The organism is Sulfurospirillum sp. E15m (genome assembly GCF_059415145.1).
Genome location: NZ_JCAHZS010000012.1, coordinates 48,839 through 73,633, shown reverse-complemented (window position 1 = coordinate 73,633; position 24,795 = coordinate 48,839). Strand labels below are relative to the sequence as shown.

Below are 24,795 nucleotides of genomic sequence, written 5' to 3'. Positions count from 1 at the left end.
GAAAACTTATGTTACAGACAATTCGCACGAAGCTCATCACATTATTTGCCATTATTTTAGTAGGAACCATAAGCCTTGGATATTTACTGTACAGCAATACAACAAAGGCAGAAAAGGCTGTCGAGAAAGTTCAAGTTGTGGGTGATATCGCCAAATATACCAATGACTTTTTGATGCAATCGCGCGGGTATCAAATTGCCTTTAAACCTGTTTTCATCGATAACTGCTACAAAGCACTGGATAATCTTATTGCAACGGTCAATAACCTCAAGCCGATGCTGAAAGAACAAGAGCACATTGCACTGGTTGAAAAAATTCAAAGCGTTTTTCCGGGTATGAGACAAGAGACCGATGATCGTTTTGCTTTAATGAAAAAATACGGCGCGGTTGTCAATACTCCTGAGTTTGCAAAAACACTCGATGGTCAGGCATTTACAAAAATGACCAATCATGGACGTGAGACATTTATCTTCTTAGTTCAATCCTCTGAAAAACTCTCTAGTGAAATCGAAGCATCTGAGAATAAAACATTAGAGCAAGCACGCCTCTTTGGAATTGTGCTAGCCGTTCTTGTTTTAATCATCACCAATCTCTTTTTTGGCTTTGTCGCGACCCATATTAAAAAATCGCTGGAGCTGGCAACAAAAGGGTGTGATTACATCGGCTCAACCAAAGATTTGAGTCATGTCATTGATACAGAAGGCAAAGATGAGATAGCGATGATGATGCAAACGGTGAATGTTCTTTTAGCACAATTGCGCCAAGCCATCGATGAGGCAAAACACACTGCAACGGAAAATGCCGCCGTGGCAGAAGAGCTCTCTTCCACATCCTTACAAATTGGTAAGCGCACCGAAGAAGCGGCCAAAGAGGTAGATTATGCTGTGAATGCTACCAAAAATGTCGCCACCATTTTACACACCAGCGAAGAGAGTTCCAACCACTCTGAAAATGTCATCCAAAATGTCGCCGATAAATTAAACAGTGCTTCAAACGAAGTCCTTTCCGTCTCCAACGACTTGCAAACCGTTGTCATCAACCAAACCGACCTTTCTAGCCGTTTAGAGCATCTAGACCAAGAAGTGACCCAAGTACAACAGGTTCTCTCTGTCATAGCAGACATCGCAGAACAAACCAACCTTTTAGCCCTGAATGCCGCCATCGAAGCCGCACGCGCAGGAGAACAAGGACGCGGATTTGCTGTTGTAGCCGATGAAGTACGAAAACTAGCAGAACGTACGCAAAAAAGCCTTGTGGAGAGTAACGCCACCGTTGCGGTCATCACCCAATCGGTCAGCATCTCTTCGGGGCTTATGAAGAAAAATGCTGAGGAGATTCAAGCATTAGGACAACGTGCTGAAACAACTCAAAAACTCATGCTTCAAACCGTTTCCAATATGAATGATGCCAAAGCATTGGTACAAAAAAGTGCCCTTGATGCCAAAGAAGGAAGTGTTCAAGCAAAAGAGATGTTAGAACGCATCGGCGCAGTGCATCACATTTCATCCACCAATGCACGTAGTGTTGAAGAGATTGCTTCCGCAGCCGAACATCTCTCCAAACTCTCAAGCAATCTTAGCCTTGCGTTAGCAGCATTTAAAACGGCCTAAAGGTAGTCTATTTAGGCTCTCCTAGCGCTTTTACATGTAAAACATTTGACACTCGTTAAAAAGCTGATTAGAAGCACGAGAATGTGTTGAGGCGACTCTATAAAAAAGTCGCCCTCGCCTTTTATGCCCCTTTAATATACCGCGTCTTTTTAGCCTCTTTGATTTTAGCAATGTCCACTAAAATAAAGCTATCGACACAGTTGGCGAACTCTTTATCAATATTGAAATCCAAGAAGCTGATGCCTCCCTCTTCGCACAATTCGGTATATTGTTTGTACAAAGTGGGTACACTTAAATCCATATGGGAGAGTTGCTCTTTTAAGACAGTAAAATCTTCTTTATAATCATTGCCTTTGAAAAAAGCGAGGGCTTCTTCTTTTTCCAAACGACTCATAAAGAAACTATTTCGTGCTTTCACCAGCTCTTGCGTGCTTGAAAAATAGAGTGCGTAAAACATGATGATAAGATTTTTAGCAATTTTAGGATAAACATCACTTAGGCTCACAGGACCGTACATGTAACGAATATGCGGATTGTTATACAAATAAGCCCCAATGCCTTGCCACAAATAATCCAAGGCGCGTGTTCCCCAATAACGTGGCTGAACAAAGCTGCGTCCCAACTCTATGGCATTGTGTAAATAAGGCTCAAACGAAGGGGTAAATTCAAACAATGTGTGCGAATAAAATCCTTCCATACTAAAATATTGATTGATAAAATTGGACTCACCGATGCGGTACGCACCCACCACTTCAAGCTCTTCATCATCCCACAACACGATGTGCTTATAGTGCTTATCGTACACATCAACATCGCGTTTACTGCCTGTTCCCTCTTCCACTTTTCGAAAGGTAAATTCTCTGAGTCTTCCAATCTCTTTCATTAAAATGGAGCCAAATTCGTACTCGTACAAATAGATTTTTTTGCCATCATTCGTTTCGCCAAGAAGCGTTGATTTTTTGAGTTCAGAGCGTATCGCTTTTCGCTCTTCTGGGTGAGCGATGGCGGTTTGTGTGGTAAAGATGCCCCGTTTGCCTTTGCTGATTTTATACAGATGTTTTTTAAGAAGGTTGATAGTCATATGGTCGCTAAAACCTGATTTTTGAATCGTCTTGTACGTGATCATTTCACCGATTTTAAAGCTAATCACTTTGGAGCGTTTTTTAAACATCTCACGGGCAAGTAAAAAAGTGGAAAGCTTTTTATTGACCATCGAAAGCGTGTAAAACAGTGGTGAATTTTTTGCGTCAATAAAAACAGGCAAAATAGGCGAATTGGTTTTTTGCGCAAATTTTAAAAACCCTTTTTTCCATTTCGTATCTTTAATCCCAGTAGGTTGCGCACGAGAGACTTCACCAGAGGGAAAGACAATCAACGCTTCATCATCTTCTAAAGCATCATACACTTTTTTGATAGCCTCTTTAGCCGTATTTCCACTTAGATTGTCGATGGGGATTAAGATGTTTTGCAACGGTTCAATTTGCATCAACACATCATTGGCAAGCACTTTTATATCGCTTCGTACCTCTTTAACAAGCGAGATAAGCGCCAAAGCATCGAGTGCTCCTAAAGGATGGTTCGCAATGATTATCACACGACCAGAGGGAGGAATATTGGTCTTATCTTTGTTTGAGACCGTATAACCAAAGTTAAAATACTCTAACACGGCTTCGATAAAATCAAATCCCGTGTAGGCTTCACCATGCAGTAAGAAATCGTTAATTTCATCTTGGTGCAATAATTTTTTGAGCAGATAGACAACGAAATTTCTCACAACCGCTGGATAATAAATAATGCGTGGGTATTTGAGGCTTAACGTCTTTTCTACATCTACCATGTTCACTTCCTTTATGTTTTATTGGGTTGATTATAAAGAGAGGTGATTACGATGTGGTAACGATGGAGCGCTTTTTATGTTACCATATTGTAATGAAATGAGTTTACAATGGAAGCAAATTATTATAAGGAATCACTATGCTTCAAAAATACGAAGAGAGACTTGCCCAAATCAAAACGATGCTCCTAGATTTAGGTGCGGAGATTACGATGGCAAGTGAAAAAGCTCTATCAGGAATGGAGAGTTTAGATAGCTCTCGTTTTGAATCTGCCAAAACATTACTCAAAAACATCGAAACAAAAGCCAATGCTATCGACAACGAAATCGTCGTGACGCTTGCTCTATTTGGCCCTGAAGCGAAAGATTTACGCAAAATGGTCGCTTACCTTAAAATCACCAATGAACTGGTTAAAATCGCCGAAAATATTCGTAGCTTTAGCAAACGTATGGCATTGCATCTTCAAGGCGATGTGCCGTTTATCTCATTACACGAATATTCTGTTCATTTGTGTAAAACAGCGATTCAAGCCGTCAATTTAGCCATTAGCACCATTGATGTTGCAGACCGTGAAACTTTAGAAGACACGTACCGAAAAGTCAAAGTCGAAGAGAGCAAAAGCGATGATCTGTACTCTATTTTAGAAAAAAACATCTTAAGCGACATCGCAAAAATGATTGACCAATCCGCCGATTTTATTCAAATTTTAAGCACGATGAGAAAATTAGAGCGTATGGCTGACCGAAGTGTCAATATCGTTCAACTCATGATTTTTGCTCGCGTTGGCGGAGAGATGAAAACGTATTAAAATCGATTAGGTGTGCGACAAGTTTGAGTATCTTGTGCATGTAAAAATAAGAGGCGAAATGAAACAAACTATTTTAATCATTGAAGATGAAGAAGATTTACTGGAACTTTTGGAGTATCACCTCCAAAAAGAAGGGTATGAAACGTTAGGCTTTTTAAGTACCAAAAATGTTGAAAAATGTTTACAAGAAGAACCTATTGACTTATTGATTGTAGATCGTAATTTACCAGGGGTTGAAGGCAGTGAATTTGTGGAAAGTCTACGTAAAAAAGGCTTTTCACAAGCAGTGATTTTTGTTACCGCCAAAGACAGCGATAACAATGTTGAAGAGGGCTTTTTACGCGGTGGGGATGATTATGTCACGAAGCCTTACAATATGAAAGAACTGCTTCTTCGTATCAAAGCGATTTTGGCGCGCACGTCTCCGCAAAGTAAAAGCATCCTTTCGTATCGCGATTTGAGTCTTGATTTGGAAGCGCATCGTTTACATGTAAACACGAAAGAAGTGGAACTCACCAAGCTAGAGTTTGATCTTTTGCGTACGCTCATCGAAAACAAAAGCTCGGTGTTAAGCCGCGAATTTTTGTTGGAACATGTCTGGAAAAATGATGAGTTTTTTCAAGATAAAACGGTCAATGTCGCTATTAATCGCCTCAAACAAAAAATTGACCCTGCTAAAGATAAAGAGTACATTAAATCCATTTGGGGCGTAGGATATACCCTATGCTGATGCTTCATCAACACATCACACGAGCGCTTCTGGCACTTTTTTTAACCACGCTTCTACTCTCAGGTATTGTCAGTTATTTTGCAATCAAAAGCGACAACATTGACCACTACCGAAGTAACTTAGAATCCCACATCAAGATTTTAGTACGCGAATTGCCACAGATGAACGATTTGGATAGCTTCGCAAAGCGTTTTCGTGAAAGTACCGATATTCGTTTCACCCTGATTAACGAAGATGGCATGGTTATCACAGACAGCGACCATGACAGCGAAACGATGGATAACCACTCTCATCGTGAGGAAATTATCAAATCCTATAAAGTTCCTTTTGGCTACTCTATCCGTTTTTCAGATACCATCAAAAGCAATTTTCTCTATGTGGCGCATCGTTTTAGCATGAATGATCATATCTATTTTTTACGTTTGGCAAAAAATATCGACACCATCATGCACAACTTCTACGCCTTGTGGATTAAAATCACGCTCATTTTTAGTGTGACCATTTTAATAGGTCTGTATGGGGCGTACTCTTTTAGCCAAAAAATTCGCCAAGAGATCGATAAAATCGTCGAAAACCTCCAACAAATTGCCGATAAAGATTACCGAATCAAACTTTCATCGCACTTTAGTATGGAGTTCTTTGAAATTGCGAATTATCTTAAAAAGCTCGCGGCAAAACTTGAAAAACGCGCTAAACAGAAACGAAAATACACCGCTAAAATCAAGCTGATTAGCCAGCAAAGAAGTGATGTCATCTCCGCCATTAGCCATGAATTTAAAAACCCTATTGCCTCCATCATGGGGTATGCGCAAACGCTTTTAGATGACCCGCATACCAACCCACAAATCAGGGAGCGTTTCTTAGGAAAGATTGTTCAAAACGGCCAAAAAATCTCTACGATGATTGACAGGCTCACGCTGACGACCAAATTTGAAAATGGCGATTTTACGGCGCAAAACACTACGTTTGATGTCGTTAAAATGATTCAAGACATTACCCAAGCGTTTCGTGAAAAAAATCCAAATCGCACACTCACCTGTGAATTGCCTGAGAATCTTAGCATCACAGCAGATAGAACGATGATGGAAATTGTCATCTCCAATCTCATTGACAATGCCCTTAAATATTCTGATGAAACCGTTGTCATTACGCTTTTTGAGAACACTTTACATGTAAAAGACCAAGGGGTTGGAATTAAAGCCGAAGAGCTTGAAAAAGTGACCCAAAAATTTTACCGCACAAACTCACACTCATGGGATAATTCTATGGGACTTGGGTTAGCGCTTGTGAATTACATTTTAAAGCTCCATAACACCAACCTAGAGATACAAAGTTCCTTAGGTGTTGGATCTGATTTTTCATTTAAATTACCTTCAAACAATGTTGTATTATGATACGTCCAAAATAGCATCGTGAAGCTTCTTTACGATGCTATAAGTCTCTAAGAAAAAGGCGTTATATGCACAATATGGGTGAACCTCGTATCAAAATCGTTGCCATGCCCAAAGACACAAATCCTGCTGGTAATATCTTTGGCGGATGGATTATGTCACAAATCGATATTGCAGGCAGTCTTGCTGCCCGTGACTTAAATACAGGACGGGTTGTCACCGTTGCCGTTAATTCTATGGAGTTTCGTGAAGCGGTTAAAGTCGGTGATGTTTTAAGCTGTTACGCAAAAATCATCAAAGTGGGAACCTCTTCGGTCACCACACGCATTGAAGTCAATGCCGAGCGCTCATACTATGGCGCCGCGCATCGTTGTTTGCATGTCACGAGCGCTGTTATCACGTATGTCAATGTGGATGAAAATGGCAAGAAAAAGCCCATTCCTTACACGGAAAATGAGCTTATTGCTTTAGGAATTGAAGTCAAATCCAAAGCATAAAGCTTTTATGGATTGAGAATGAATTGGCTAAGAGGGGTATCTGCGACCATCAAATCCTCAATGACCCCTTTACCCTCTAAAATTCTAAGTTTTGCTCTTACACTTATGCCGCTATTTCGTCTGAGAACTTTCTCTGCTTTTGGCGCCAACTCCTCACGCATGTAAAAACGGTCAAATGGCAACGAAAAATAGACCGTATTTGCTAAATCCATTTTAGTGTCTTTATAATCAAGCCTTCCTTTTAGTTTAGCAACATTGACATTCACCTCTAAAAAGCTTTGATGAGATGGTTTTGTAAAGCATATCTCTTTAATACTATCATTGTGGTCATGATGTTCAAAAATGGCATACGCCTTAGGAAGCATCTTCATAGACTCGCCTTTAGCAAGAGGTGCTTTTGTTGCCGTGTCAAAACGAAGCGTGACGTAACGTCCTCGAAACGGATCGTACGGGTCGAGTGGCGATACGTTCAAATAAAACACTTCACCCTCATTAAGAATTCGCTCATAACGCGTAATCTGAAAAACAATGACGCCCACTTGTACGGCACATAAAAGCCCAAAACAAATCCACGAAAGGAGTTTGAGATGTTTCATACTTTTGACCTCATTTTTCGCCTGAGCAACGCATTAATCGCTAAAAATAGAATGCCGGTGACGATAAATGCCAGACCTTTCGCAACCAAATCGAGTTTTGCGTCCATAAAATGAATCCAAATCGTTAGAGCAATCAAAAGCATACCTTGATTGATAAGCCCTAAACTTCCCTCTTTGGCACCTCGCACAATCATCCATGAAGTACCAAGGAGTAAAGAGAGATTGAGAAAGAGCATCGAAACAAAAACCGATATCGCTTGATTGTTCTGTAAAAACGTGTAAATAAAGAAAATGACAGGTGAAAGGATGACAAGCATCTCTGATGGAACCTGTTGAGCCTTGCGTTTAAGCAACACTAACAATACCACATACATCACGATAAGGCTTATCGCCAACCACCCAATCTGGAGAGATTCTTGCAGTGTTAAAGCCGATTCGTCTATTAAATTCCACGACCTCAATGAGACATGTGAAAGCAAGAGAACGAGAGCACCCCATTTCCCAATTCGTTCAAAAGGGCGTTGCCACATCTTGTCACCATGCGAAAGATACAACACGCCTACCACGTAATACAGTGCAAAGAAAAGCGCAAAATAGTTGGTCATGCTACGCAAATGATGGCTCATGCGTGTTTGCGTTAGAATTTCAGCGAGGAAAATCAAAAACAGTGCTAGTGCAAGTCCCCAAGTAAGTAGAGTGGTTGCATTGGCATTTTTGGCTGTTCTTAACTGCCACACATAGTAGCCAAGCCAACAAAGCACTATACCCAACAGCACCCATGTATTAAGGAAAGAGTCTGTATGCATCTCCAAGAATGCACTTAAGTCACTTCGATGATTGATCCACACTATCGTCCATAAAACAATCAAGAAAAATGCAGCCCCAGAAGAAGGAAGCAGCCACATAATGCCTAAAGAGAGTAAGAGCCAAACACCGAGGAAATCAAAAACCGTACCGCCTAAATGGTACGTTTGCCCAATGATTGCCAAGGATGCACCCATCATTAAAAACCAAAAGACCCCACTTCCTTCTCGTAACGCTGTGTCATTGTGTTTGTAACGCTTCACCCAAAACCCAAAGACTTGTGCACTGACTAAAAGCGTGATAGCTAAGAGCGTACGTTCCACATGTCCTAGCGTATCCCAGTTATATGCCATGATAGAGATAATTCCCAATCCAACAAGCACAAACCCGAGCAGACTAAAGGCTATCCCTGAAGAGCGATGCCCAGATATTTCACCTGCATAACGACTTAAAAGCGCTTTTGCATTCTCTTCCGTAACAATGCCCTCAGTGACCCACTTAGGAAGCTCTCTTTCAAGCCATTGGTAATTCTCTTTGCTCATGCCTACCTTTACATGTAAAAATCAATCAACAATAAAAAGCTTCGCTCCACTATTCGTATACGAACGATGTGCCATCGTCTCATCGGCGACTTCGTAACTCATGCCCGCTTTTAAAAGATGCTCTTCGCCATTTTCAAGTTCCGTGTAAAGCTCACCTTCTAGGCACAAAAGTATATGTCCTTTTTGACACCAATGGTCTGCCTTATACCCTGCGGTGTACTCCACCATACGCACGCGAATAGTACCACACTGTTTCGTTCGCCAAAAGGCACTTCCGCTCTCGCCTTTGTGCTCTATGGGTTCAATACTACTCCAATCGGTTGTATCAAACGGAATATTGGTCATTTGCATGAGACATCTTTTTTACAGCCATACTGCGCTGCATAGGCCTCACCAAAAGCGTGCATAGAACCCAGTACTTTTTCAAGCTCTTTTCCGATAGGACTTAAGGCATACTCAACACGTGGTGGGACTTCTGCGAACACGGTACGCTCAATAATATGGTCTGCTTCAAGCTCTTTGAGTTTCTGCGTCACTGTTTTTTGCGTAATTTGTGGAAATGCTTCGCAAATATCTTTAAAGCGTTTCTGACCACCCAGTAAAATATACACAATATAAATTTTACTCTTATCATTAACGATGTCCAATGTAAGTTCTACGGGACAATGAAATGTTTTGTCATCTATTGTTATCATAATATTCACCTCTTTCGATTATTATACCACAATCTCCATTTTTGTTCTTTACTTACTTTTTTTTCTATAAACAACTTTAAGGTATGTAAAGGTATATTTTTATCAAATATTTAAGGAGATGTAATTATGAAAAAAACACTGATTATTTTGGCACACCCCAATATCAAAGAATCGACCATCAATAAAGCCTTGATTGAAAGTATTAAAGATGAGCCGAATATTACCGTACATGACTTGTATGCAACGTACAAAACCGTTGAAGCCATCGATGTTGCGAAAGAACAAGCACTTCTTTTACAACATGAACGTATTATCTTTCAATTTCCACTTTACTGGTACAGCACACCTGCTATTTTAAAAGAGTGGCAAGATAAAGTTTTGGGTTATGGCTTTGCATTTGGACCTGATGGCAATAAACTAGCAGGAAAAGAGAGTAAAATCGTTGTCAGTGCTGGCTCACCTGAGTACGCTTATCAAGCAGGTTTTTACAACAACTTTACCCTCAGCGAATACCTCAGACCTCTGCAATCAACGATTGCTTTTATAGGCATGGAATTTCGTGGAATTTTTGCATCGTATGCGGCGATGAAACTCAAACCAGAATCGCTCAAACGTGATATCGCAAATTATCAAGCCATACTCAAAAGTGAAGATTGGGGTACATCTCTTGTGAAATTTCTTGCCGAGTAGGTTTGGGAAAATGCTTTGAACTCATGATTCTGCTTTAGGTAAAACGATGCTAACGCACAGACCTTCCTCAGCATTCATAGCGTTCATAGAACCTTGCATCCCCTGCTCGATAATCTGCTTGGAGATATAAAGCCCTACACCGCTTCCTTGTTTTTCAGCTTTTGTCGTAAAGAAAGGGTCAAACAGACGAGGAAGCAAGCCTTCCTCCACGCCTCCAGCGTTATCGCAGACTTCAATAATGACGTAATGCTCTTGTTCATACGCTTTGATAAGCACTGTACCCTGGTCAATTTTCCGTTCCACGATGGCATCTTTCGCGTTATTGATTAACACCAAAAAAACATGCGAAAGTTCCTTTTTAAAACCATGTATGAGAAGAGATGGCGGACAGTCGATGTTCATAGCAATCATACCCTTTGAAAGTCCCCCATCGCTAATACGTACACTCTCTTCTATGCATGTCAAAAGAGAAAATTCACTTTTTTCTTTATCAGGTTGGAAAAAGTCTTTAAAGTCATCTATCGTCGTGGACATCTCTTGAATCAAGACTCTTAAATGATGAATTTCATCATTTAGAAGTTCAGGGGTTATTTTCTCATTTTGGTTTTTCAAATAGAGCTTACTGACAATCACACTAATGGTTGCTAAAGGTTGTCGCCATTGATGCGCAATATTTGTCAGCATCTCCCCAAGTGCGGCAAGTTTTGCTTGCTGAAAGAGCACTCTGTCTTTAAGCCTATTGTTGGCGACTTCATCATGGATTTTCTTTTCAAGATTTTGATTGAGGATTTCAAGGGCTTTTTTCGTTTCAAACGCTTCATTTAAAGCAATTGCGATGGAACCATACTCATTCTTTTTTGATAAATAAGGCTTTAAAGGCTCTTTGTGTTGCTTCTTTAATGCAAGCGTAATATCACGTAAAGGCACAGAGATAAATTTAGCAATCAATAGGGCAAAAACAACCATCAAAATAAGCGTATGAATGACGCTCAGCTTCATATCTTCCATCGCATACGTATCTAACACTTCGCCCATACGATTTTGCACATACACATAAATTTTTGCCGCTACTTTTCCATCAAGCCTATGCAAAGGAAGTTCATGCATGATGTTATACGTATGAAGGGGAAGCAGGCGTGTGCTGATATGAGCAATGCCATAAGCATTAAGTTCCTCCATAAACGTTTCATCCCACATTTTCGCAATAATCACAAAGCCTTGCGCTAAAACATCATTACTGATTGTCTGATCGACTCGATGAATCGGTGCAATAAAAAACTCAACGATTCCATGTTCCGTTTTGATAAAAGAATGACGTAATTTTGGGCTTTTAATATCAAGAAGAGTCAAATCAATCAAAGAAGCGATAGGCTTCAAAAATGCTTTTTTCGTCTCGGCAAAAAGAACATTTTTCGATGCATCAACGATGTAAAAAGCATCAATACCAAACGAAGTGCTACTGCCTGCTAAATTATCGTCTGCCCATGTCGCATCTTTTGTATGAGTGTAATGCGCTAAATCATTCCAACTCGCATAATCCAATGCTTGTTTTTTGAAAGCATCTGATTTAAGTGTTAAGACTTTTTTAAAACTTTGAACGCTCTCTTGTGCGTACTGTTCCGCTTTTAAGGTAACTTCTTTTCGATCATCTTTCCAGTTAATAAACTCAAAGCCAATCATCAGCAAAAATGTCAGCATCGCTAACATAAAAAAAGAAGATTTAACACTCATTAAAAGCTCCTTTGACATTATGCCAAAACCGCATATTTATTTTTACATGTAAAACGCTTTAAAGCGTTTTAGCATATGTCTCCCAACCAATTTTTCGTAGCACGCACGCAGGGCACTCCCCACAGCCATAACCCCAAGCATGTTTATGTCCATGGTCACCATTATAGCATGTGTGCGATTCATTGAGGACGAGTTCTAAAACACCTTCGTCCTGCGAGAGTTTAAATGTTTCTGCTTTTGTTAGATGCATTAAAGGATAGTGAAACGTAATGTCTGCTTCGCTTCCAAGATTAAGAGCAACTTCCAGCGCTTTTACAAAAGGTTCTCTACAATCAGGATACCCAGAATAATCGGTCTGATTGACTCCAATGATAATATGATTGATGCCCTGTTTTTGCGCAAAAGCGTGTGCGAGTGTAAAAAAGATGGCATTACGATTGGGTACAAAGGACGCTGGGAGATTGGTGTGCGTTCTATGATGGGCCCCAATGTCTTGCGTGCCATCAATCAGCGCCGAATCGTTCAGTTGAGTAAAGGCATCTAAACTGAGCAACGTATTTTTAACACCCAACAGTGATGCGATTTTTCCGGCTTGAGCAATTTCAACACGGTGCTTTTGTCCATAATCAAACGTAATGGTTTCTACATACTTAAAACGATTTTTTGCCCAACCCAAACATGTTGTACTGTCTTGTCCACCGCTAAAGACCACCAACGCCCGACTCATTATGCAACTCCTAAAAATTTATGCAATTGCGCACTGAAGATAAATTGAGGATGCGCTTTGACAAACTCAATGCAAAATTTTACATTGTTCATATTGGGGCGGTCTACCTCATTTTGTGGCTGAATAAAAATAGGTTTATAGCTTTTAAAATCGAGAATTTTTTCCACAGGAGAGTCTTGTGCTACAATGAATTTCACCTCATCATAGCCATGTTTTGCGATATCGTCCCAATTTTTTGGGCTGTAAGTAATCCAATTGGCGTTCACGATATTTTGAAAGTTAAACCCATTGCTCTCAACGGCTACGGAGTACATGTACGCTTGCAAATATTCGATAAATCCATTCAGATTATAGATGCTCGGTTCGCCGCCCGTGATGATAACATGCATCGAAGGAAAGGATTTTATGCGATTTAAGACCTCATCAAAACTGAGAGTTTCATATTCGCCTTTATGCAATAACTCATCGCAAAAAGCGCACGTCAGATTGCACCCGTAGAGGCGAATAAAAATAGAAGGAACACCCACTTGCGTGCCCTCACCTTGAATCGAATAAAAAATTTCTACCACTTTTAACATCGTGCGTCTATCCTTGTAAATCGTACCAAACAGAACTATGGTTCATACGTTATTGTCTTAATTATACAAAGAAATGGTTTAGAGCTTTATTTGAAAAAATGCCTCTTGTTTTCATTTAAACAAGAGGCAAGTAAGTATTACATGTAATCTTTTAGTGGTGTGATTTGAGGATTAAAATTGTCATTCTGATGTTAATCATAATGAATTTGATAAACTGCCAAATAACACACGTTCGTCTAAAAAGTGTAAACTTTGATGGAATGGGCGTAAATGCATTTTGTGAATACGGTGTTAATTTCATAAGATTCTCCTTTATGTCTCTTGTTCGTTCTTTCAGAACTTTTTTATCACGCCTTTTAGGTAAAGCCTAAAAGAGCCTACGTTAAGCCTCTTTATTCAGGAATGATGGACCAAAACGGTTTCATTTTGGCTTTCCAGATAAATGCATGGTGCAAGAGGTGTTTCACCCAGTGTCCCGCAAGACCAATTTCTCCAAAAGTAACCCCTAAATCTCTACCGTAATCAGGGTATTTTTTATAATCAGGAATAATCGGATACATCGTCATTGCCACAGCCGTTCCTGAGAAGAGTCCTTTTCCAGCACTTGCAACACACGCAGCACCCATTTCTGACATACATGCCGTATGCGTAGGCTCACTCGCCCCTTTAATCATATCGACAATACTTGCCGCAACCGCTTTTCCCATCATCGCACTTGGCATACCTGTACGTGGAGGTGTGGGATTAATCGGTGTACCGTTAGGTGATTTCATCGGTTTAGAGATGATATGGGGTGGTGCAAACGCAATACCTGCGGCAAAAATGTTTTTATATTTTTGATTTTGACACGTACGTGGCCAATCGGCGGCATCCCACTCTTCATACGGAGCCGTTGCTTTGCTGTAATCTGCATCCACAAACATAAATCCGCCCGGATTAAAGATAGCAGAGGTAATATCCTCTCCATGTTTGTCTTGTGCTTTCATGCCAGCTCCTGCAAAAGGAGGAATCAGCATTGAAAAATCATACGGCTCTTCTTTCATCTCGCCACTAAGTGTTTCATAATGCACTTTATCTTTTTCGACTTTATTGACATGCGCCCTGGTAATCCACTTCACATCACGCTCTGCATACAAAGACTCTGCAAAGACTTTACCGCTAGTAATGTAGCCACCCATTTTAAGATGCATTCCGCCAACACCAAAATCGCCGAGTTCGTATTCGTTAGAGATGTACGTAATCGTTGCTCTATCACGCACGCCTTCTGCGCGTAAACGATGATCGACGTTAAAGGTATATTCAAATGCCGCACCTTGGCATGTACACATACCGTGTCCCGTTCCGATTAAGATTTTTTTCTCTTCACCACGTTTGAGCGCAGTAATAATTTTTTCTAACTCATCCGCCGCATGTTTTGCATGAGATGCGGTACAAACAGATACAGTAAATCCATTATCAGGTCCGAGTCCCTCAGTTGCCGCAAAATTAAGTCTTGGTCCGGTTGCGTTAATGAGATAATCATATGTGATTTCTTCTTTTTCACCTTCACGTTCTGTACTTGTGTGTTCTACGGTAACAAAATTTTTACTATTTTCTCCCTTGCCCTCAGGATGAATAATAAGCGCTTTTGCTTGAACATATGTAATTCCTGCTTTCTTATAAACAGGTGCTAAATCGAAAAGAACTTCTTCTTGATCCATCTGTCCTACGCCAACCCAAATGTTCGACGGAATCCAATTCCACCTGCTATTAGGGGTTACAACAACAACCTCATGCGTTTGCCCTAGCCATTTACGCAAGAACTGTGCGGCAGTATGCCCAGCAACACCGCCTCCCAAAACAACTACTTTTGCCATAGATTATCCTTATAAAAAATATGAACTTTTTTGATTGTATACTATTCAATAGCAAATAAAAGATAAAATAAAATTGTACAATGACAAATCCAGTGTTATTTAAGGTTGGAAAAAGGTTATCCTATTTTATAGGTAACTTTTGATATTATACGTCAATTGATGAGGAAAGGTGATATAAAAATGCTTTGGCAAATTAGTAAAGAATTTGATTTTTGTTACGGACACCGTGTATGGTCGCAAGAACTCGACAGTGAATTCTCTTTAAGCGGGTGCTTAGCCTGTCGCCACCTTCATGGTCACCAAGGAAAAATCATTGTTTATCTTCAAAGCAATGCCCTTAAGAATGGCATGGTAACAGACTTTCATCACCTTAACTGGTTTAAACTCTTTTTAGACACCACATTAGACCACAAATTTATTATCGATATTCACGACCCGCTCTTTGCAACATTGTTACCTCATTTTGCGGACAAACAACACCTTTTAACGCATGATAGCGGTTACCAAACACCCGATTTAAGCATGGTAGCACATCAACCGCAACATCTTGTAGAGATGTATGAAGGCTATATTATCGTTGATTTTGTCCCTACGAGCGAAAATATCTCGACATGGCTTTTAGGAATTATTCAAAAGAAGATGAGTCGTTTGGGAGTAGAAGTATCGCACGTGGAGTTTTTAGAAACACCCAAAAGTAGAAGTATCGTTTATAACACGAAAGCATAAACCCCGTAAAGGGGTCTATGGTTTTTAGGCTTTTGCATACGCCTTTTGTAGTTTTTGATAGAGTGCGTCCACTGTCGGAGCAGCTTCGCCTGCAAGAAAAGAGAGCATGACTTCATTATCTTCCTTGCCATTCCACACTTTTTTATAGTGCCCTTCTTTGTATCCGTTGTCTTGACGGAATTGATTCAAAACATTTTTTGCCACGTAAAATTTGTATAAAATTTTGAGGTTGATACCACATTTGCGTGCCAATCTAAAATATTCACGAAGCAAACCATCGAACATATCCATCTCAAACCCGGTTGTATCGTGGATGATGCTCTCAATATCATTGATAAGCTCCATCGGATCGGCAGACCCATTAGAAAGCGGCTCTTTTGTAAAAGCTTCAAACCCTTGAACATCAAGCACGTCTAAAACGAGCTTTTCGAGGTTGCCTTTATCGTTCGTTTTATAATCTTCCAATAAAAGGCTCATCACAAAATGCCAAATATCGACAATCTCTACGGTGACATTATCCCAATCGGTATCTTTGTGAATATTTTTCCAATGTTTCCAACTAAAACTATCAATCAGTTCTGCGCACTCCATATAGATACATCGCTTCCAATTAATCATGCGGTTATTTTTGGTGTATCCATTTTCCCAACCGATGCCATTGGTTTCATCGTTGAGTTTTTGCTGTAATGCAAACATTTGTGTTAAATAATCTTTGCTTGTCATACTATGTCCTTCTCTTAAAACGCTAGATTATACTTTTTTGCGCCATAAATGTCAAAATGGATTCATTGCCTTTAGCGTATCCTAGCTCAAAACATGCCTCTAATTGCCGAAAAGTAAACAATCCAAAATCATTTAAAGCAGGATCACTGATGCATAAATCGCTCTGATTAATTTGATGCCTTGAAGAAGCGAGAATCGAGAGGTAAATGGCTTGCTCAATGCGTGAAACCCGTGTTCGTCTTCCTTTTACATGTAAAGGAAAAAGATTGACACTCACAATGGGATACGAAAAATCCAGCAGGGGTGTGACAGGTAGATTATCCATAAACCCACCATCAATCAAAAGGTATTTTTCATACGCAATGGGGCGAAACACAGGAATCAGCGCTGAACTTGCAACCGCTAACGTGACGGTATCGCCTTCGCAAAAACGTACCAATTCGCCGCTATGCAAATCAACGCAGGTCACATACGTGGGAATAGGCATCTGTTCCAAGTGCTTAATGGGCGCCAGTTCTTTTAAAATAGCCGCTCTTTCATTGATGCGAAACAACCCTTTGCTAAAGTAGTTGAATTCAAACGCTTTTCGAAACGCTTTGCTTTTAAAAAGACGAAACATATCAAAAGCACTCACTCCTGAACCCACACTGACCGCAACCACAGCACCGATACTCGTTCCTGAGACAGCGCCTATTTCAACACCATTGCGCTCCAAAGCGGCTAAAACACCTACATGAAAGGCACCCCGTGCCGCACCGCCTGAAAGCGCTAACGATACTTTTAGTGCCCCAGCCATCGTATAATCCTAAATTCACCTTCTAAGGTTTCAACAATTGCCGTGCATGATTCTACCCAATCACCACAATTTAGATATTTAATCCCTTCAATCTCGCGCATTTCTGCTTTATGGATATGCCCGCAAATCACGCCGTCAAAGTGGTGGCGTTTGGCATGTTCACTTAAGATATGCTCAAAATCGGTGATGAATGAAATAGAACTTTTGACATTGTCTTTAACGTATTTGGAGAGTGACCAGTGGCTTTGGTAATGCAGTTTTTTACGAAACCAATTCATGATTTGGTTGATATTTAACAGTAAATCGTATCCCATATCACCCAAGATGGCAAGCCAACGTTTGGTCATCGTCACACTGTCAAAAAAATCGCCATGTGTGATGTAAAAACGTTCATTTTTTAGGCTCACATACTCTGTCTCATCCATGACCGTAATGTGTTCGCCCAAACCAAGAGGTAAGAACGAGCGCAAAAAATCATCGTGATTGCCCGTGATATAATAGACTTTCGTCCCTTTCCTGGCTTTTCTAAGGACTTTTTGAATCACGTCCGAGTGGGATTGCGCCCACTTAATCTTACGCTTAATCGCCCAACCATCGATGATGTCGCCTACAAGATACAAGTTTTCGCAGTGCGTAAATTTAAAAAACTCTAGAAGTTCTTCTGCTTGAGAGAACCGTGTGCCCAAGTGAATGTCTGAAATAAAAATCGAACGATAGCTTATCGGGTCATCATCATGGGCAAACTGGTATTTTGTCATTTGTTTTTGTCAATATCTCCAAAAATGTCATCGGCAAAATGTGAGAACTTACCGCGTACCGACTTGTCAAGCTCTATCGCAAAGAGTGAAATGTGCGTCTGTTCTTTGCGTGTCTGTTTCAAAAGCGATGTCAAGCCGTTGTTAAAACGGTTCAGATACATATTGTCGATTTGGCGGTTTGAGCCGATAACGATGGCTTTACAGTTATTGTCCAGACGTGATAAAATCAACTGCGTTGTGTTGTTGGAACTGTTTTGCCACTCATCCAAAATAACGATGGCATTAGAGAGCGTTCGACCTCTCGCTTCGCCCGGCCAGAGTTTTTCAATGTTGTATTTGGTGATGAGCTCTTGCACTTTTTTCTCAATCGCCACTTGCGGTTCTTGCGAGTTATCGCGTTTTTTAATGCGTTTTTTGGCAATGAACTCTAATGTGTCATAAAGCGCCATATTGTAGATACGAAACTTCTCATCGTTGCCTGAAAGGTAACCAACATCGGCTCCCTTATCGACACTTTCGATGGAATTTCGCACATAAACAATTTTTTCATAACTGCCTTTGCTCACAAGCCTCATCGCCGCAACAAACGCCATCAGCGTTTTACCGCTACCCGCGCGAGCGTCAATGACATGAATGTCGTACATATTAGAGAGCAGTGCTTTCATAAAGAATTTTTGTTTGAGGTTAATGGGTTTGACTTCCAAGCCTCTAAATTCCAACTCTTCGTTGAGCATATGAATAATGCCGCCTGGGGAGATAATCGCATGGGCAGAATTGCCATCGTTGCTGACAAATTCATAACAGTAATTGCCGTTTTTATAGTCTGGGTCGTATTCACTAATGAGTTTTTTATCCAGCGTATTAAACAAAGCAGAATCAAGGGTGAGTTGTTTGACAAATTGGAACTCAGGCACATCGCTTCTATCTTCGCGTAAAGACTCAACCGTAACATTGGAGAAAAGTCCAAACATACGCGCATAGACATCCAAAGAGAGAAAAATAACCTTATGTTTTGGGTAATAAATCTGCGCACCAGAGGCAACTTCTAAGATACGTTTGTCATTGGATTCATTGATGTACTTAGAATCAATGTCGGATGTGTAGGAGGTTTTCGAGAAAAGATGAATAGAAATATCGTCTTCATACTGCATTTTTACCACGCGAAACGGCTCTTGAATATCCACTTCAAGCACTTTACATGTAGCAAGCATACGTGCGAAACTTCTGGCTTGGTAGCCTAGTTCGGAAAAGTTCTTCTTAAAATCTTCGAGCTCAATCAAAACGGTCTCAGGAATCACGATGATGTTATTGCCACCATCACACAACTCTTTAATAAAATTGGTATTGTGCAAGATAATGTTGGTATCGAGCACATAAACTTTACTGACTGACATCTGACTTCCTTTCATACGAGGATTGTATGAAAACATTATATCAACTTGGTAACAAAAAGGATGTCGTTTTATTGAGCAGATGTTTTTACATGTAAAACAATTTCAGTATAATTATTTTATGGAAACACTTGAAGAATTTTACAAACGCATCACACATCCACTGCCAAAAGACTTAGACAATGGCATCGGACACTTCAATGTCTTTTCAAGACAAGAGTGTGCCCAGATTCCTTACAGTCGTAAGGATTATTTTAAAATTACGCTCTTAAAAGGCAAACATCGGGTGCATTACGCCGATAAAACGCTGGAAAGTGACCCCATCGCTTTGATGTTTTCTGACCCTTTGGTACCGTACAGTTGGGAATCGCTCGATGGCAAAAAGTGCGGTTATTTTTGCATTTTTACCGAAGCTTTTTTTTACAACTACGGAGCGATTCGAAACTACCCCATCTATAAACCTGACCATCCAAAACTGTTTTTACTCAACGATGAAACCGCCAAAGAGGTGGAAGCGCTGTTTGAAAAAATGCTAAAAGAGGTTGGCTCTACGTACGCGTACAGGGATGATCTTTTACGCAACTGGACGATGGAGCTCATTCATATTGCCCTTAAAATGCAACCTGCTAGCGTCATTACTGAGGTTCAAAGCGATAAAAAGCGTAAAATCGACGCTCTTTTTAATGAACTCTTAGAGCGCCAATTTCCCATCACATCGCCTTATGAACGCCTTGAACTTAAAACCCCAAGCGATTTTGCCAGACTTTTAAACATTCACCCCAATCACCTCAACCGAACACTCAAAGAGGTGAGTGAAAAAACAACCACCGAACGCATCGCACAGCGCGTTTTGGAAGAGGCAAAAATTTTACTCAAACACTCTTCGTGGAGTGTCAATGACATCGCCTATGCGTTAGGCTATGAAGAATCTGCTCATTTCATCCACTTTTTCAAAAAAAAGCTCAATCAAACACCGCAAAATTATCGAATTTTACAAAATGTTTGATTTGCGCAATGATTCGCTTGAATCTAGCATGAAAGAATTTTCCTTTATCGGGTACTATGTCACGTATCATTCAAGGATAAAGGAGAAAAACCTATGATTTCAAAAAATCAAATTTTCGTTATGTCAGCCGTAGCTGGTATCAACGTTGCCAATATCTATTACAATCAACCCATTCTAAGCATCATCGCAAAAGATTTACATGTAAGTACCTTAGCCGTAGGCAACCTACCGACATTCGCGCAAATTGGTTATGGACTGGGGCTCTTTTTTGTAAGCCCCCTAGGCGATAAGATGGATCGAAAAAAACTCCTACTCATCGCGCATTTTTGCTTAGGGCTCTGTCTTATCGGACTCTCTTTTGCTGAAAACATTTATGTGCTGTACGCGCTCAGCCTTTTAGTAGGGTTATTTGCCGTCTCCGCACAAATCGTCATTCCCATGGCGGCGGCGATGAGTGGCAAAGATAAAGGAAAAGTGGTTGGTTCTATTTTCAGTGGCTTACTCTCAGGCATACTCTTAGCTCGAACACTCAGCGGCTATATCACCGAGTGGTTTGGAAACTGGCATGTGGTCTTTGCGCTCTCTGCTGTGCTCGTTTTTGCGTGTATGATTAGCATTTCAAAGTCCCTACCAAGCATCGAGCCTCATTTTTCAAAAAGCTACGCTTCCTTGTTGTACTCATCACTCTATCAGCTCAAACGCTTTTCACTTTTACGAAGCAATGCGCTTTTAATTACCATTTTATTTGGTGTTTTTTGCTCGTTTTGGACAACGCTTACCTTTAAGCTATCCCTTGCACCATTTTATTTTAACAGCGATGTCATCGGGCTTTTTGGCGTGCTCGCCGTCGCAGGAGCGCTTTTAGCGCCTTACATTGGTAAAGTTGCCGATAAAATCAACCCCTCTTTTACCAAACTCTTCTCCGTGGTGATGATTATTGCAAGTGTCCTACTCATGCGATGGTTCGATACGAGCCTCTATGCGTTTATCATCGCGACGCTCTTTTTAGACATTGGTTTTCAAGCGGTTCAAATCAACAATCTAGCGCAAATCTATACGCTCGATGAAAGCGCACATAGCAGAATTAACACAGCGTATATGTCTTCGATGTTTGTCGGAGGTGCTATTGGTACGTTTATAGGTGTCTATTGTTGGGAAAAAGGCGGCTGGAATCTGGTCACGTTACAATTCCTCGTTCTTAGCGTCATCTCTTTAGCCATCATACTCTTTGCCTCTTCAACGAAACGTGTCGCAAAAACAGCCTAGTTTTTGTTTTACATGTAAAAGAGCATTTTGCTTATCAAAGGTCAGTGCCTAAGCTGATCTTTGGTATCATTTTACACGACACATACTGCAATCTTCTGCATTTTTAGGAATATTAAATGCCTTATACTTATGAGAAAAGATGGTTAGGACTTGGCGCACTCTGCCTTGCCATGTCTATCATCACATTAGACAACACCGTTTTGGATGTTGCGCTACCTTCCATTTCAAACGATTTAAACGCGAGTATGCGTGAGCTTCAATGGATTGTTGATATTTATATCCTCGTTTTTGCGTCTATTTTAATTACCATTGGTGCGCTTGGCGATCAATTTGGACGAAAGCGGTTTTTAAAAATTGGCATCGTGCTCTTTAGCCTCGCCTCTTTGGGCGCAGGAATTTCCACCTCTACCGCCGAATTGATTTTATTTCGTAGCTTAAGCGGTTTGGGCGCCGCGTTTATTATGCCCTCAACGCTCTCCATCATCACCCACATGTTCACAAACTCCGATGAGCGTATGAAAGCCATTGGACTGTGGTCGATGATTTTTGGACTCAGTCAAGGCTTAGGCCCTTTAATAGGAGGCTTTATTATTGAATACACCTCATGGCACTGGGTCTTTTTTATCAATCTGCCTATTGGGTTAATTGCCTTTTTGTATGCCTCATCCCTTCTGCCCGAATCGTACAACAAAAATGCGAAAGCAGACATCGTGGGAATGCTGTTGTGTGTGCTTTTTTTGTTTGCGCTTACCTTTGGCATTATTGAAGCGGGCGTAAAGAGTTGGAGCGATGATGCAGTTCGCATCAGCCTTCTCATTGGATTTTTCTTTTGTGGGCTTTTTATTGTGTGGGAGAGACGCTGTTCGTATGCGATGATTCCTTTTGAGCTTTTTGAAAAACGCACCTTTACGATTCCCTCTTTTGCCATTGCGTTAATTGTTTTTGGGATGGTCGGTGCGATGTTTTTCTTCTCGCAGCTCTTTCAAACCGTTCAAGGGTACACGGCATTAGAAGCGGGTTTGTTACTGATGCCGATGACACTTGGCGTGGCAGTAGGCTCCAAACTTTCACCCACAGTTCTTAAAACCTACGGTGCGGCATTAAGCATTGGCGGTGGCATCATCATTTCAGCACTCGGGATGGTTATTTTTGTTTTTACCATTGATGTGCATATGCCGCTTTGGGCGATTTTGAGTGGTTTTCTCGTTCATGGATTGGGGATGGGACTCTCCATGCCGCCTTCAACCGATTCCATTATGGGCGCTATTCCTAAAGAAAAAGCAGGCGTTGGAAGTGCTTTAAACGATACGACCATTGAACTCTCCGCGGCCATGAGCATTGCGATTTTAGGGAGTTATGTAAACCGTATTTATCTTTTACATGTAAAAGAAATTGAGGCAGAATCTTCCTTGTTAAACGCGCTTCAAACCTCCATCCAATCGGCGCATCAAGCCATTGCTTCCGTGCAAGATGTTGCCTTAGAAAAAACGCTCTTACGTCTTGTGGATAATGCTTTTATTGACGGTATTTATCATACGATGATTTTAGGATGCGTGATGTCCGTGCTCAGCGGCGCTTTAGCGATTTTTCTCTTACCCAAAACGATAAAAAGCCCAGAGGCTTAGGTTTTACATGTAAAAAGATTGGCGCTAGTTTTGCGCCAACCCTCCACCTAAAACACGGTATAACGTGACACGATTATTTAAGGCTTCCAAGCTGACCGCAATACGCGATTGTTCAGCACTGTATAACGCACGCTGAGAAGTCAGAACATTGATGTAAGAATCAATGCCTTTTTGATAGCGCGTGTCATACAAAGCGTAGCTCTTAGCGTCCGCTTCTACCAATGCTTTTTGCGCATCTAATTGCTCAACGATGGTTGCCCTGCGCGCTAAAGCGGATGAAACCTCTTTAAACGCGGTTTGAATGCTCAGTTCATACGTCGCTAACAGCGCATCGCGGTTGGCTTTAGCATACGCAAGCGTTGCATCGCGCTCTCCCGCATCAAAAATCGGCAGTGAAATGGTCGGTACAAAAGACCAAATCGTCGAAGTTCCTCCCGTAAAAAGTCCACTTAGCGCGTTAGAGCCTAAGCCTCCTTTGGTCGTTAAAGTAATAGAAGGAAAATACGCTGCTCGTGCAACCCCAATATTGGCATTGGCGGCTTTGAGATTGTGTTCTGCTTCTAACACATCGGGTCTTTGCAACAAAATATCCGAAGAGAGTCCCACAGGAACATCCATGAGCCAATGAGACGATTGCTCATCCAAGCCAGAAGGAAGCAATGAAGCATCCAAAGAAGCCCCGACCAAAAGCTCAAGCGCCGCTTTGTCTTGCGCAACCAAGGTGGTATAGTTTGCGACATTGGCTCTGGCTTGTTGGACGGTTGTTTTGGCATCAAAGAGCGACACATCAGAATCCACACCCAAGTCCACCCGTTTTTGCACAATGGCAAGCGATTTATTGGCACTCTCTAACGTTTGCTTGGACAAGGTCAAAAGACTTAGATCAGACGCCAAAGTAAACCAAGCCGTCGCCGTATCGGCAATCAGCGTGATGCGCACCAATCGTTCTGCCTCTGCAACACCTTGAAACGTTTCCCACTCTTTGGCACTCAACTGACTATTTTTACCAAAAAAATCAAGCTCATAGCTACTTAGCCCCACGGTTGCGGAAGAGCTTTGGGTGATAGACGTTGTCCCATTGCTCCCAACCGAACGCGCTTTAGACCCCGTAGCAGACGCTTCAATACTTGGAAATTCACCGCTTCGCTGAATGCGATAATTTGCCCGTGCCGCTTCGATATTGGCAACCGCTTTGCGTAAATCACGACTTTGCTCTAAAGCTTTTTCGATGACTTTTGTGAGTCTTTCATCGCGAATAAACGCTTTCCAAGAGAGCGTTAAAACACTGCTTTGCGTGGTAGTATTCCCCTCTTGAAACGTCGTTGCAATAGGAGCGCTTGGGCGAATATACTCAGGCGATAATGAAACACATCCTCCCAAAAGAAGGCTTAGTACTAAATAAGAATAACGCATC

25 protein-coding genes are annotated in these 24,795 nt (G+C 41.1%); 10 read left to right on the top strand and 15 right to left on the bottom strand.

The genetic code is table 11. The features are described 5' to 3' along the window. Positions 1-8 precede the first annotated feature (8 nt). Positions 9-1,610: a methyl-accepting chemotaxis protein gene (locus AC5SLP_RS14015; protein ID WP_495255785.1), complete on the top strand. Its 1,602-nt coding sequence runs from the start codon at positions 9-11 to the stop codon at positions 1,608-1,610. 121 nt (positions 1,611-1,731) lie between these two features. Here AC5SLP_RS14015 and olsF read toward each other — a convergent pair whose 3' ends face one another. Then, on the bottom strand, positions 1,732-3,447 hold the full coding sequence (gene olsF / locus AC5SLP_RS14010; RefSeq protein ID WP_495255784.1) for a bifunctional ornithine lipid synthase OlsF: 1,716 nt from the start codon (positions 3,445-3,447) through the stop codon (positions 1,732-1,734). A gap of 137 nt (positions 3,448-3,584) precedes the next feature. On the opposite strand from olsF, the gene AC5SLP_RS14005 reads away from it, so the two are divergent. The 4 genes from AC5SLP_RS14005 to AC5SLP_RS13990 all read left to right on the top strand — a co-directional run bounded on the left by AC5SLP_RS14005 (position 3,585) and on the right by AC5SLP_RS13990 (position 6,871). Further along, the gene (locus AC5SLP_RS14005) at positions 3,585-4,253 is read left to right on the top strand and encodes a phosphate signaling complex PhoU family protein (protein ID WP_495255783.1); all 669 of its coding nucleotides are present in this window, start codon (positions 3,585-3,587) and stop codon (positions 4,251-4,253) included. 58 nt (positions 4,254-4,311) lie between these two features. Next, positions 4,312-4,983, top strand: a complete 672-nt coding sequence (locus AC5SLP_RS14000) for a response regulator transcription factor (RefSeq protein WP_495255782.1) — start codon at positions 4,312-4,314, stop codon at positions 4,981-4,983. Continuing rightward, positions 4,977-6,377: an ATP-binding protein gene (locus AC5SLP_RS13995; RefSeq protein ID WP_495255781.1), complete on the top strand. Its 1,401-nt coding sequence runs from the start codon at positions 4,977-4,979 to the stop codon at positions 6,375-6,377. The genes AC5SLP_RS14000 and AC5SLP_RS13995 overlap by 7 nt, the downstream gene beginning before the upstream one ends. A gap of 65 nt (positions 6,378-6,442) precedes the next feature. Next, entirely contained in the window at positions 6,443-6,871 is a 429-nt protein-coding gene (locus AC5SLP_RS13990; RefSeq protein WP_495255780.1) for an acyl-CoA thioesterase, read from the top strand. A 5-nt stretch (positions 6,872-6,876) separates the two neighbouring features. Here the strand turns inward: AC5SLP_RS13990 and AC5SLP_RS13985 are convergent, their stop codons facing one another. From AC5SLP_RS13985 to AC5SLP_RS13970, 4 genes are read right to left on the bottom strand one after another with little or no spacing between them, the layout of a single operon-like run. Continuing rightward, complete coding sequence (locus tag AC5SLP_RS13985; protein ID WP_495255779.1) at positions 6,877-7,467, bottom strand: GDYXXLXY domain-containing protein; 591 nt, start codon at positions 7,465-7,467, stop codon at positions 6,877-6,879. Further along, the gene (locus tag AC5SLP_RS13980; RefSeq protein WP_495255778.1) at positions 7,464-8,813 is read right to left on the bottom strand and encodes a DUF2157 domain-containing protein; all 1,350 of its coding nucleotides are present in this window, start codon (positions 8,811-8,813) and stop codon (positions 7,464-7,466) included. The genes AC5SLP_RS13985 and AC5SLP_RS13980 overlap by 4 nt, the downstream gene beginning before the upstream one ends. A gap of 21 nt (positions 8,814-8,834) precedes the next feature. Beyond that, a complete protein-coding gene (locus AC5SLP_RS13975) occupies positions 8,835-9,164 on the bottom strand; it encodes a DHCW motif cupin fold protein (RefSeq protein ID WP_495255777.1) in 330 nt (109 codons plus the stop codon). Then, the gene (locus AC5SLP_RS13970; protein WP_495255776.1) at positions 9,155-9,508 is read right to left on the bottom strand and encodes a winged helix-turn-helix transcriptional regulator; all 354 of its coding nucleotides are present in this window, start codon (positions 9,506-9,508) and stop codon (positions 9,155-9,157) included. The genes AC5SLP_RS13975 and AC5SLP_RS13970 overlap by 10 nt, the downstream gene beginning before the upstream one ends. Positions 9,509-9,634: 126 nt before the next feature. Between AC5SLP_RS13970 and AC5SLP_RS13965 the strand changes: the two genes are divergently transcribed. Then, complete coding sequence (locus tag AC5SLP_RS13965; protein WP_495255775.1) at positions 9,635-10,198, top strand: NAD(P)H-dependent oxidoreductase; 564 nt, start codon at positions 9,635-9,637, stop codon at positions 10,196-10,198. A 21-nt stretch (positions 10,199-10,219) separates the two neighbouring features. Here the strand turns inward: AC5SLP_RS13965 and AC5SLP_RS13960 are convergent, their stop codons facing one another. The 5 genes from AC5SLP_RS13960 to AC5SLP_RS13940 form a co-directional block, all read right to left on the bottom strand. Then, complete coding sequence (locus tag AC5SLP_RS13960) at positions 10,220-11,929, bottom strand: CHASE4 domain-containing protein (RefSeq protein WP_495255774.1); 1,710 nt, start codon at positions 11,927-11,929, stop codon at positions 10,220-10,222. A 58-nt stretch (positions 11,930-11,987) separates the two neighbouring features. Next, the gene (gene queC, locus AC5SLP_RS13955; RefSeq protein WP_495255773.1) at positions 11,988-12,656 is read right to left on the bottom strand and encodes a 7-cyano-7-deazaguanine synthase QueC; all 669 of its coding nucleotides are present in this window, start codon (positions 12,654-12,656) and stop codon (positions 11,988-11,990) included. After that, on the bottom strand, positions 12,656-13,234 hold the full coding sequence (locus AC5SLP_RS13950; protein ID WP_495255772.1) for a 7-carboxy-7-deazaguanine synthase QueE: 579 nt from the start codon (positions 13,232-13,234) through the stop codon (positions 12,656-12,658). Before AC5SLP_RS13950 ends, queC begins: the two co-directional genes overlap by 1 nt. 151 nt (positions 13,235-13,385) lie before the next feature. Further along, a complete protein-coding gene (locus AC5SLP_RS13945; RefSeq protein ID WP_495255771.1) occupies positions 13,386-13,535 on the bottom strand; it encodes a hypothetical protein in 150 nt (49 codons plus the stop codon). 91 nt (positions 13,536-13,626) lie between these two features. After that, the gene (locus AC5SLP_RS13940) at positions 13,627-15,090 is read right to left on the bottom strand and encodes an NAD(P)/FAD-dependent oxidoreductase (RefSeq protein WP_495255770.1); all 1,464 of its coding nucleotides are present in this window, start codon (positions 15,088-15,090) and stop codon (positions 13,627-13,629) included. Between the two features lie 180 nt (positions 15,091-15,270). Here AC5SLP_RS13940 and AC5SLP_RS13935 point away from each other — a divergent pair, with 180 nt between their 5' ends. Then, entirely contained in the window at positions 15,271-15,816 is a 546-nt protein-coding gene (locus AC5SLP_RS13935; RefSeq protein ID WP_495255769.1) for a 6-carboxytetrahydropterin synthase, read from the top strand. 24 nt (positions 15,817-15,840) lie between these two features. Here AC5SLP_RS13935 and dut read toward each other — a convergent pair whose 3' ends face one another. The 4 genes from dut to AC5SLP_RS13915 are packed head-to-tail and all read right to left on the bottom strand — an operon-like array spanning position 15,841 to position 19,487. Beyond that, positions 15,841-16,539 carry a dUTPase gene (gene dut / locus AC5SLP_RS13930; protein ID WP_495255768.1) on the bottom strand — a complete coding sequence of 233 codons (699 nt, stop codon included), beginning with the start codon at positions 16,537-16,539 and terminating at the stop codon, positions 15,841-15,843. Between the two features lie 22 nt (positions 16,540-16,561). Continuing rightward, a complete protein-coding gene (locus AC5SLP_RS13925) occupies positions 16,562-17,335 on the bottom strand; it encodes a patatin-like phospholipase family protein (RefSeq protein WP_495255767.1) in 774 nt (257 codons plus the stop codon). Then, positions 17,320-18,093, bottom strand: a complete 774-nt coding sequence (locus tag AC5SLP_RS13920; protein WP_495255766.1) for a UDP-2,3-diacylglucosamine diphosphatase — start codon at positions 18,091-18,093, stop codon at positions 17,320-17,322. The genes AC5SLP_RS13925 and AC5SLP_RS13920 overlap by 16 nt, the downstream gene beginning before the upstream one ends. Further along, on the bottom strand, positions 18,090-19,487 hold the full coding sequence (locus AC5SLP_RS13915) for a PhoH family protein (protein ID WP_495255765.1): 1,398 nt from the start codon (positions 19,485-19,487) through the stop codon (positions 18,090-18,092). Before AC5SLP_RS13915 ends, AC5SLP_RS13920 begins: the two co-directional genes overlap by 4 nt. A gap of 118 nt (positions 19,488-19,605) precedes the next feature. On the opposite strand from AC5SLP_RS13915, the gene AC5SLP_RS13910 reads away from it, so the two are divergent. From AC5SLP_RS13910 to AC5SLP_RS13900, 3 genes are all read left to right on the top strand, one after another. After that, the gene (locus AC5SLP_RS13910) at positions 19,606-20,490 is read left to right on the top strand and encodes a helix-turn-helix domain-containing protein (protein WP_495255764.1); all 885 of its coding nucleotides are present in this window, start codon (positions 19,606-19,608) and stop codon (positions 20,488-20,490) included. Between the two features lie 93 nt (positions 20,491-20,583). Then, positions 20,584-21,756, top strand: a complete 1,173-nt coding sequence (locus tag AC5SLP_RS13905) for an MFS transporter (protein ID WP_495255763.1) — start codon at positions 20,584-20,586, stop codon at positions 21,754-21,756. A 116-nt stretch (positions 21,757-21,872) separates the two neighbouring features. Continuing rightward, a complete protein-coding gene (locus AC5SLP_RS13900) occupies positions 21,873-23,381 on the top strand; it encodes an MFS transporter (RefSeq protein WP_495255762.1) in 1,509 nt (502 codons plus the stop codon). A gap of 24 nt (positions 23,382-23,405) precedes the next feature. Here the strand turns inward: AC5SLP_RS13900 and AC5SLP_RS13895 are convergent, their stop codons facing one another. Then, the gene (locus tag AC5SLP_RS13895) at positions 23,406-24,794 is read right to left on the bottom strand and encodes an efflux transporter outer membrane subunit (protein WP_495255761.1); all 1,389 of its coding nucleotides are present in this window, start codon (positions 24,792-24,794) and stop codon (positions 23,406-23,408) included. Position 24,795: the final 1 nt, after the last annotated feature.